Origin of the sequence: Armatimonas sp. (genome assembly GCF_043760365.1) — a bacterium.
Classification (GTDB): Bacteria; Armatimonadota; Armatimonadia; order Armatimonadales; family Armatimonadaceae; genus Armatimonas.
In genome coordinates this window covers 1-9,299 of the sequence record NZ_JAYUPA010000810.1, presented here as the reverse complement: position 1 = coordinate 9,299, position 9,299 = coordinate 1, and the positions used below count along the sequence as shown (strand labels likewise).

The following is a 9,299-nucleotide window of genomic DNA, read 5'->3' as shown; positions in this document are numbered from 1 at the left end:
TTGTTGTCGCGTGCAAGCCGCGTGACTCTTTGCGGTGCTGGGCGGATCGAATGATGAGCTGCGCCGTGAGCGCCAGATTGCGAAGCTCTAGCAGATCTTCCGTGGGGCGGCAAGTGGCGTAGAGCCGCTCCACTTCATCCATGATCACCATCAGCGCTGTCTCGGCTTGCTTCAGACGCTCATCGCTACGGACAATCCCGACGAACTTCGTCATGGCGGTCTGGATGCGCTGCTTGAGCGCCTCGGTGTCGGCGACGCGGACGCGGCCTCGGTAGGGGCGAAACGGGGGGACATGCTCCAGCAGCGGCGGAGTCTCATCCGTGTTGGTCAGAAAGAGCTGGGCGGCGCGGTGAGAGAAAACGAGGCCCTCCAGCAGCGAGTTGGACGCCAGGCGATTTGCGCCGTGGACGCCCGTGCAGGTGACTTCCCCGCTGGCAAAGAGGCGCGGCAGGCTGGTGCGCCCATGGAGGTCCGTAATCACGCCGCCACACATGTAGTGCGCAGCAGGTACCACGGGAATCGGCTCATGGGCCATGTCAATTCCGTAGCTCAGGCATCGTGCATAGATGTTAGGAAACCTATGCTGAATCTCTAGGGAGTCTATGTGTGTGATGTCTAAAAACATACACGGCTCGTTTTGCTTTTTGCACTCCGCATCAATGGCACGTGCGACAATATCCCGTGGCGCCAGGTTACCGCGCTCGTCGTAGTCTAGCATAAAGGCGCGCCCGGACTTATCGCGTAGGATTCCGCCCTCGCCACGAACGGCCTCCGAGATCAAAAAACTACGTGCTGCGGGATGGAAGAGTGTTGTGGGATGAAACTGGATAAACTCCATGTTGGCCACTTTCGCGCCCGCACGAAATGCCATCGCCACCCCATCGCCTGTAGCAATTGCCGGGTTCGTGGTGTGGGTATAGACAGCCCCGCAACCACCCGTCGCCAGAAACACGGCCCGCCTCGCCAGAAATGTCGCGATCTCGCCATCGAGTGTGTCCAGGACATACACTCCGCAGATCCGCTCGTCGTCGTCCTTGGATTTTGCTAGATCAATGGCAAGATGGTGCTCGTAGACCACAATGGAGGGGTGGGAGTGAATACTTTCAACCAGCGCCCGCTCGATCTCTCGGCCCGTCAGATCGTTGTTAAAGAGAATCCGTCGCCGGGAGTGACCGCCCTCTTGCGTGAGCGCGAAGCCGCCGTCGTTTTCTTTATTGAAATTTGTCCCCAGCGCGATGAGCTCTCGAATCCGCTCAGGTCCCTCGGTCACCAGCGCCTGAACCGCATCCTCGTGGCACAGACCCGCGCCCGCGATAAGCGTATCCTGGATGTGCAGATCAAAAGAATCATCGGGAGCCATTACTCCGGCGATCCCTCCCTGGGCCCAGTTGGTGTTGGAGTCTGAGCGGTCTTTCTTGGTGACCAGGGCTACGGTGCCCACCGCCGCTACTTTGAGTGCAAACGTCAGCCCCGCAATCCCCGAACCCATCACCACAAAGTCGAAAAGCACGGCTTCCGGCCCCTGAATTTCAGTCATCGTGCTCGTATTTTACCCGCTGAGGCCAGCGGAAGCGCTTCAAAAAGCGCGTTAAAAGTGCGTCTTGTCGTATTTGTTCTAATACCTGATGTCGGGCGATGGGGAAGGCGCGCTGTGCGCGCTGCTGGGGGAGAACATGCGCGGGGCGGCTGGGGTAGCTTGTAGGAATAAGACGAGTGGCGTTTAGCTCAGGCAGACCAGTGACAATCGTCGGGGAAGTGGTCAGGGGCGCGGCCAGTGGCCAGGACTGGATCACGGGAAAGCCACGTGGCTGGGGGGCGCTGCAAAACGCTCGGTAGTCGTCTTCGTAGAGTGCGAAACTCTCGTCTAGCAGAGAGAGGCTAATCCCCTGATCTGGAAAGGTTCGTAGTACCACCAGCCCAACGACAATCTGGACAGCGCGCTGTGGTTTGACGGGGAAGAATTCCTCGGTCGCGATGGTGCGTGTCTGGTAGAGAGTAGCGATGCGACAGGTTTCCCCCGACTCACTTCGGTACGTGAGATAGCAGGAGTGAGCGGTGTCGTCGTCGCCGTCTAGTGGCAGAGAAGCCAGAACTTGGCTACAGCCCTGATCACTCAGAAAATCCGGTGCGATAAGTGTCCGGTAGTCCACCCGGCCTAGCTCATGGTTTGCTACTAGAAAGGGCCAGGCAGGGATAATAGTCGCCTGAGGGGGAAGGGTTGTCTTGGAGGTCACTGCCACGCTACCTTAGAGCTTACCCCGTTTTAGGACAGAGTGGGGCTCTTCTTTTTCAAACGAGTCGCGCAGGGCACTACAGAACTGCACGAGATACCGAAACGCACTCTCCGTATCGGTGACATTCTGGTAGCGCTCCCGTAGCGTGCGTACAGTATCGGTGCGGCGCTGCTCCTCGGTGCGGGCTAGCCACTGGCCCAGCTCACGTAAGACGGGAACGCGGACTGCCCCCAGACGCTGCGCAAAAGTGACATGAGGTGTCTCAATATGCGCTAGTTTGTGGGTAATTGTCTCTTTATCCTTGTCTAGTAGAGCGAGTCTTTGGGTGAGCACATCCGGGATGCAGCAAGCAATGGGAATCTCGACATTGTAGGGAATGGGGGAGATTTTACTCTCCGGGGTGTGGCGCTTGCGTGTGTGGATCAAGATGCGGCGGTTCCCGTCGCCATCGTCCACCGTCTCTGATTCCATCTTCGCAAAGCCCTCGCCCAGAGCACTCACGGGGATCAAGCGCACGGTCGCATTGGGGGAGAGCAGCGAGAGGAGTGCCTGAACTGCTGGAATTTCATTGAGGAAGCTGCGGAAGTGCTCCAGGGTAAGGTGCGGGGCAAGCTGACTGATGGCATCCCACTTGCTGATCACAAAATGAATGGAGAGAGGCCTGTGCGCGGACTTGCGAAGTGTCGAGGCCGTTCGCACCAGAATCGGAGCGAGCTCCTGCCCAATCCACTCCCGCGCCTCTTCATCTGCACTCATCGCTAGGAGTAAACGAACTCCATCGAGGAGGCCGAGCAAGACATCTGCTTCCGCGACGGCTTGCTCAAAGTCTTCGTCGTGGAGGCTCTCGCCGCTCAGCAAACCCCCTGCATAGTCTAGGTACTCGAAGTTGCAGGCTTTGTAGGCTTGCTGATCTATCTGAACATGACAGGCGAAACGGTAGTTGGCTTTGCTGCCGAGTGCCGTGCCAGGAGGAAAGTCACTCTGAGAGATCAGATGGGTGTAGATCCGATCCAGCTTGTTGCGCGAGGCAGTGTCGGGGTAGCTGTCGGCTGTCACGGGCTCCAGGTGGAATCCCGGATCCAGAGGCCACTGGAGCTTTTGCCACATTGCGGACAAAAAAAGCGTTTTGCCGGACTGGGTCGGCCCCAGCATGATCACACGAATAGGTTCCATAGTTCTTCAGGAGCTCTCTATGGCAAGAAGTGCGCCGAAAGTAGATTGCGTTAGGGAGAGCTACGGCAGAACACGGCGCGCTCCGGTGCAGGGCCGGTGCCAGATAGTCGCGTACTTGACCGCCCCCCCCGCCTCTTTTGTGCCCAGTGCCTCGGCGGAGCGGCCATTGCCCACATAGATCGAGACATGCCCCTCGTAGCAGAGTAGGTCACCCCAGTGTAGCTCGTCCGTGGCGGGCTTGCCGACAATGGCCTGCTCTTTGGAGGTGCGTGGCAGCGTGATCTTCGCCGTTTTGAAAACCTGACAGACGAGCCCAGAGCAGTCTATGCCTTGCTTCGTATCGCCTCCCCAAACATAGGGTGTCCCAATCCAGCCCTCTATGGTTTTCTTGAGCCCTGCATGCTTTGCGCCCGGCTCCGCCGTCTCGGGTCCTAGGGGGGCACGGACGAAGCCTTTCCAGACATGGCGCTCAGGCAGAACGCGCAGACTCTGCCCGGAGCTCGTGGTAACACTGACACCTTCATCGTCAGATTTGAGCGCTGTGATCTCGCCCTTCGCTCCGGCATAGGGCAGAAAAACTTCAATTTTCTTGGTCACCAGATCGCCATGGAAGAGTAGCTCTTTGGTCGCCCACCACGCATGCGGGCCACTCACAGCCGCTGGGCCATTTCCTCCAGGCATATCGGTTTTATAAAGTGTGGTAAAACGTCCGATCTCTTCCTCACCGCGCCGTATCACCACGGCCTCGGCAGTGCGCTCCGCAAGCATCGCAGGCTCGGGAGTCGCGATAGCGGGGGGCTCTGGTGTCGGCTCCAGAGTTGCTTGTGGGAGTGGGGTAGCCATGGGTACGGGTGTGGGTGTCGCGGCAGGTGCGGGAACTGTTATGGGAGCTGTTTGCTCCGGGAGCAAGTGGATCATCGTGAAGAACTTACGTGTCGTCTCCTGCCGCTCAAGTGTCTGTGACTGCATCGAGCGCGTAAAGAGAAACTCACGGAGTGCAGGTAAAAAGTACAAAAGAGCAATGAGTGCCAGACATCCCAGACAACCAATCGCCTTCAGGCGTACCCAGAATTTTTTCATACGTATTAGGACGTAGATTCTAGGTATTTCGTTGCCGCCCTGTCCACCATGATTAGCGTACGGGGTCACAGAGAAGGATCACACGGCACTTTTCTAGGAAGCCATCACGCTTGTTCGCCTCCAGAATACGACGACCATCTTCGTTGGAGAGCATGATATCTATCTTATACGGATCTTTTGCCCGAATGGCTCTGACAATAAGTGGTTTTTCTCCGGTTCGCTTGCCGACGAGCGCCTCTTCCACAGTGCGTGGATAGCCCACAATCCCAACCTCGATGGCGTAATCAATATCTACATGCAGTGTCCCATAGATCTCTCGGCCACTCACATCGTAGAGCTTAGGGCTCATTACCGCTTGAATCTCCAGCCCTCGACAGTCCACTATCACTGAAGTGAAGGGGCCTTCCTTAGTGGGCGGAGTTACTTGCAGGGCGATGTTCTTGGGTATCGGTTTTGGCTCCTTGAACCCACCCGACACTGCGGGCACTGGCACTGCTGCGGGCACGGGCACCGGTATAGGAAGGCCAAGAAGAACCTCTGCCAGAACTGCCGTGGCGACCGATCGTTTCCCGTACAGCGGAATTTCCACCGTCACGGATGCGATACCGTCTTTGCCGAGAGTCTCGGAGACGATCTGTGCATTTTGCAGAAGGGCTGTTATTTTGGTCTCGATCGTATCGCTTTCCGTGACATAGTTTTTGACCTTTGTGGTGGCCGTCACCTGAATCGAGCTCACGGCCATCGCGAGGTTACGGAGCGCGTCGGTCTTAGCGGCACCCAACGCCATAAGCCGTGCTTGTGCCGGGTTCTGCGAGCCGGTTGGAGGGGCACCATAGCCGGTGGCTTTCACGACTCCCGTGGCGTAGTTGATGCGGCCTTTTCCCTGCGCAACCGTATCCACGTAGGGATCACCGTCGCCCTGAGCAGATACCGTCCGTGTTGGGAGTGAGAGCAGCGTGAGTGTGAGTGCGGCAAAAAGCAGGTTGCGACGTGTCATCTGAAAGTCTCCTGATTTACTGAGACGGTGGGGAAGCGGGATTCGTGACAGGAGTTTTTGCGGTTAGCAGCAACTTGCCCAGCTCAGGATAGTCACGCATTTTCCAGATGAGGCCGTCCACAAAGTAGTGAAAGATCACCACCATTGTGAAGGGAATAAATGCCCACATCGCCCAGCCGTCGGGCTGGAGCAGCCCCTTGATCTCGATAATTCCCACAATGACACCGTAGGCCAGCGCCGTGAGGCCCCACTTGAGCGCAACGTGACGAATGCCAGGAAAACGGCGTTTCTCGTAGTGCGCCATCCAGGCGTGGTACTGCACATCATGAAACGCGGTCTCCAGTGCCTCGGCCACTAGGAACGGCGTGGCGGTAGCGAAAAAAACAAAATAGTGTGTTCCGAGGGCCGAGAGCATCAGGAGAATCTTAGGCAGGTTCACGCGCTCGCCCAGCATCGCGCGGCCCACCTGGCGAAAACCAAAGAGGGTTAGCAGAACCAGAAACACCACCCAGAGTCCCTCGCCCCACTCGCCCGGCAGATTGGGGACGCTCACTTTGACGCTTCCATAGACGACAAGAGGCCCACGGACATCGCCGTAGTCGTTGAAGAAGCAGGCGAACATTCCCGTGAAGTAGGTAAGGCCGTCAAGCCAGTTATCCAGAGGTGCTCTGTCGTCGTTGAGGGCTTTATAGATCTTGATGAAACCGTAGTGCTGGCGCATAATATGCCAAGTTCCATAGACCGCCGCCCCTACAATGAAGTAGGCTTCCAGCTTGAGCGCCACCCCGATAAAACCGACGGTAATAAAGCCCGCTAGCCCCCAGGTGTAGAGGCCCCGGCGCTTGGTGAACTCCTCTTTGTCGGCGTGGGTACGGGCAAATGTCTGGAAGATATGGGGATGATCGAAGAGCGCCGTAAAGAAAAAATAGGTGATCAAAATACTGTCGCCATGGAGCAGAAACCCGAGGTGATGTGCCGCTCGGTAGAGCCCATAAAAGGCGAAGGTTAAGACACAGGAGCCGATAAAAAATGCCAGATCGTAGCGCGCTGAGACGATCCAGCGGGGCTTCAACGGCCACGCTCCAGTCGGCGAATGTCAAAGCGGCCCTGGCCGAGCGCGGCGCAGAGCACAGCGACGGCGCGGTCAGCCCCATCGGGCATGCCACAGGTGAAGCAATCCGCCGCGATGTAGCCGTGCTCTGGGTAGGTGTGCAGAGCGAGATGCGACTCCGCGAGTGGCAGAAACGCCGTGAGCCCGCCACCTGGGAAGAGATGCATACTAGGCTCTGATAGTGGGGTCATCCCTGCTGCCTGCGCTGCATCGGTGAGCGCCTGTGCCAGCCGTGCGGCATCCGTGAGACGCTCGGGCAAGATCTCATAGCCGTCCAGAATAATATGGATCCCAATGGGCTGATTCTCTACTCCCACCGCTTGGCTCCGCGCTCGTAGTGGCGCACAACTTGCGGGCGATCCAGGGTGGACGGCCCCACAATCGTGGGATTTGACTCCGCATCAAAGACCGTTAGTACACTCAGTATTTCTGGCGTGAGATACTTCAAAGCGAGACCCGTGAGTTTTGTGTCCGTGAGTTTGGGGGCTTTGGTGCTATCTTTGGCAAGAACAAATCCCCAGTCGCCGAAGCTGGGGACATAGACATGATAGGGCGTTGTCGCAAACCCAGCGGCTGCGACTGTGCGCTCAATGCACCAGTAGGCATCACGCGAGAAGAGGGGGGACGTGGCCTGCGTGACGAACATTCCGCCGGGAGCGAGCCGCCGCCGAATCATACGATAGAACTCACGCGAGTAGAGCTTGGCAAGCGCCTCACTATTAGGATCGGGTAAGTCCGCGATGATCACGGAGTGTAGTGCCCCCGATTTATTCAGGTAGGTGAAAGCATCTTCATGGATAAGTGTGACGCGCGGATCATCCAGGGCTCCAGCATTTTGCGCCTTCAGGCTCGGGTAGCTACGGGCGATCTTTGTCATGGCGGGATCTATATCTACCAGTACTATTTTTTTTACCATCGGCCACTTGAGTACCTCGCGTACGCCCAGGCCATCGCCGCCGCCCAGAATAAGTACGGACTCCGGGTTTATTGTCAGGCTCATCGCTGGATGCACAAGAGACTCGTGATAGCGGTGCTCATCGAGCGACGAAAACTGTAAATTCCCATCTAAGTAGAGTCGAAGATCCTCGCGAAAGCGCGTCACCACGATTTTTTGATAGGGGGTTTGCCGCGCAAAGAGAATCTCATCGTCGTAGAGTCGCTTCTCAAAGAATCGTCCTGCCTGATCCGCGACGATGAGTCCGAAGCCCAGAAATGCGGCGAGAAGTGCGCAGAGTAGCAGGGGAAGGCGACTGTTCTTGAGTCGCGACGAAAAGATGCGCAAGTTCCAGACTGCGATTCCCAGATTGAGCAGCCCGACGACAAATGCCGTGCGTGTCATTCCCAGTGCGGGCAGAAAGACCAGGGGGAAGGCCACGGAGCCGAGTAGGGAGCCAATGTAGTCAAACGAGAGCGCCTGGGCGATGGTCTCTTTAAGCGCTCCGTACCGTGCTAGTAAGCGCGTCAGTAAGGGGAGCTCAATGCCCACCAGCGCACCCAGCAGGCCGATGAGTAAAAAAAGCACGCCGTAGTAAACGCCCCCTAGATAGGCATAGGCCCCAAAGAGCGCCCACGCGGAGCAGCCTCCGACCGCAGCCAGTAGGATCTCCACCGTGAGAAACCAGCGCAGTAAATGGGTTGTGACAAACTGAGAGACATACGAGCCAATCCCCATTGCGCCAATAAAGACGCCAATACACAGCGAGAACTGGGTCACCGAGGAACCAATGAGATAGGAGGAGATGGTTGCCAGGAGTAGCTCGTAGATCAGACCACAAGCCGCCACCAGAAAGACGCTGGTCAGAAGGGTCAGCGCCTCACGGCGGTCTTGCTCACTCATTTTAGTGGTTTTACAGCGAATCGTCCGAGAAAGCCGCCTTTAGGCGGCGGATGAATCGGCATCCGCATTGAAAAGATAATTGTAACATACTTGACATAATCCTTGCTGTACGTGGTATGGTGCACCAGGGGAACCGCATTTGGCATGAGTTACCCGTTTTGTCTAAAAATAGAGTTATCTCTATAATATGCATATATCCTCTTTTGTAGATGGGAACGGTGATTTTGGCCAGCCTCGCAAAATTGGTAAAACTCCCCAAAACTGGAAAATCGGGGTCTCGCGAATCCAAATGCGGTTCCCCTGCAGAATGTGCCGGGCGACAATTGATCAAGGTAAATCCTGCGTACACGAGTCAAGACTGCAACCAATGCAAGCACCGGCAGAAAATGTCTCTCTGTGAGAGAGTCTATAACTGCCCGTGCTGCGGACTGTCTTGTCACCGTGACTTAAATGCTTCTCTCAACATTCTTAAAATCGCTGTAGGACAATACAGCGTTGAGGCTTGACCTCATAGAAGCCCCCGTCTTTAGGCGGGGGAGTTGTCACGAGTGTATTGTGAGTGCGACAATCAGCGAGATACCCAGCACCACTGACCCGGCCAGAATGGCTGCTGCTATGTTTTTGTTTTCAAATATCTCTTTTTCGATGTCCGCTTTGATGGCTAGATCGAAGACCTTGAAGCCAATGGTCGCAAGAACGATTCCGATGATCCCAAAAACAAGCGTGGAGACAATGCCTTCCATCAGGCTCTGACGAGAGCGGCCAGCCGTTTCTTGCGCGAGTGCTGGGAGCGTCGCGGCTCCGAGAAGTAAAAGCGTTGCGAGAGTATTTTTCATGATGCTATTTTCCAAAGTGGCTACCGCCACC

10 protein-coding genes are annotated in these 9,299 nt (G+C 56.5%); 1 reads left to right on the top strand and 9 read right to left on the bottom strand.

Features of this window, described 5'->3' with window-relative positions:
* From nadB to ACH2EH_RS19770, 8 genes are all read right to left on the bottom strand, one after another.
* A partial coding sequence (nadB, locus tag ACH2EH_RS19805) for an L-aspartate oxidase (RefSeq protein WP_395144392.1) occupies positions 1 to 1,537 on the bottom strand: 1,537 nt, incomplete at its 3' end.
* Positions 1,530 to 2,240 carry a hypothetical protein gene (locus ACH2EH_RS19800; protein ID WP_395144391.1) on the bottom strand — a complete coding sequence of 237 codons (711 nt, stop codon included), beginning with the start codon at positions 2,238 to 2,240 and terminating at the stop codon, positions 1,530 to 1,532. The genes nadB and ACH2EH_RS19800, both read right to left, overlap by 8 nt.
* Positions 2,241 to 2,246: 6 nt before the next feature.
* Entirely contained in the window at positions 2,247 to 3,407 is a 1,161-nt protein-coding gene (locus ACH2EH_RS19795) for a hypothetical protein (RefSeq protein ID WP_395144389.1), read from the bottom strand.
* 60 nt (positions 3,408 to 3,467) lie between these two features.
* Positions 3,468 to 4,487, bottom strand: a complete 1,020-nt coding sequence (locus tag ACH2EH_RS19790; RefSeq protein ID WP_395144387.1) for an NlpC/P60 family protein — start codon at positions 4,485 to 4,487, stop codon at positions 3,468 to 3,470.
* Between the two features lie 52 nt (positions 4,488 to 4,539).
* Positions 4,540 to 5,484: an LPP20 family lipoprotein gene (locus ACH2EH_RS19785; protein WP_395144386.1), complete on the bottom strand. Its 945-nt coding sequence runs from the start codon at positions 5,482 to 5,484 to the stop codon at positions 4,540 to 4,542.
* 16 nt (positions 5,485 to 5,500) lie between these two features.
* A complete protein-coding gene (locus ACH2EH_RS19780; protein WP_395144384.1) occupies positions 5,501 to 6,556 on the bottom strand; it encodes a hypothetical protein in 1,056 nt (351 codons plus the stop codon).
* A complete protein-coding gene (gene speD / locus ACH2EH_RS19775; RefSeq protein ID WP_395144382.1) occupies positions 6,553 to 6,912 on the bottom strand; it encodes an adenosylmethionine decarboxylase in 360 nt (119 codons plus the stop codon). Before speD ends, ACH2EH_RS19780 begins: the two co-directional genes overlap by 4 nt.
* Positions 6,903 to 8,432 (bottom strand): polyamine aminopropyltransferase, encoded by a 1,530-nt coding sequence (locus ACH2EH_RS19770; RefSeq protein ID WP_395144380.1) that lies wholly within the window; start codon positions 8,430 to 8,432, stop codon positions 6,903 to 6,905. The genes speD and ACH2EH_RS19770 overlap by 10 nt, the downstream gene beginning before the upstream one ends.
* Positions 8,433 to 8,641: 209 nt before the next feature.
* Here ACH2EH_RS19770 and ACH2EH_RS19765 point away from each other — a divergent pair, with 209 nt between their 5' ends.
* On the top strand, positions 8,642 to 8,938 hold the full coding sequence (locus ACH2EH_RS19765) for a zinc ribbon domain-containing protein (RefSeq protein ID WP_395144378.1): 297 nt from the start codon (positions 8,642 to 8,644) through the stop codon (positions 8,936 to 8,938).
* A 36-nt stretch (positions 8,939 to 8,974) separates the two neighbouring features.
* Here ACH2EH_RS19765 and ACH2EH_RS19760 read toward each other — a convergent pair.
* Positions 8,975 to 9,299 (bottom strand): DUF350 domain-containing protein (locus ACH2EH_RS19760; protein WP_395144377.1); only part of this gene is annotated, 325 nt, incomplete at its 5' end.